This is a genomic window from Anaerococcus lactolyticus ATCC 51172 (assembly GCF_000156575.1).
Taxonomy (GTDB): Bacteria; Bacillota; Clostridia; order Tissierellales; family Peptoniphilaceae; genus Anaerococcus; species Anaerococcus lactolyticus.
Map to the genome: position 1 here is coordinate 1 of NZ_GG666167.1, position 240 is coordinate 240.

The following is a 240-nucleotide window of genomic DNA, read 5'->3' on the forward strand; positions in this document are numbered from 1 at the left end:
GCTGTCGCTGTCCTCGTCTTCGTCGCCATCCGATTCCTTCGCCGTCCTCGACGGCAGCCGCACCGCCAGATGCCGGCGGTTCCGCGGCAGATGACCTGTGAAAGACACCATCATGAACACCACGAAGAACCTTCCCCGCCTCGCAGCAGTGATCGCAGTCGCCCTCCTCGCGCTCACGGGATGCACTCCCGAGAGCACTCCGACCGAATCGACGTCTAGCCCGGCCGGCGAGACAGTCAC

Annotated in this window: 1 protein-coding gene; it reads right to left on the reverse strand. The window is 65.0% G+C overall.

Translation table 11 applies throughout. From position 1 onward, the window contains the following. The coding region (locus tag HMPREF0072_RS12370; RefSeq protein ID WP_211204251.1) for a hypothetical protein at nt 1–240 on the reverse strand (240 nt) is incomplete at both ends.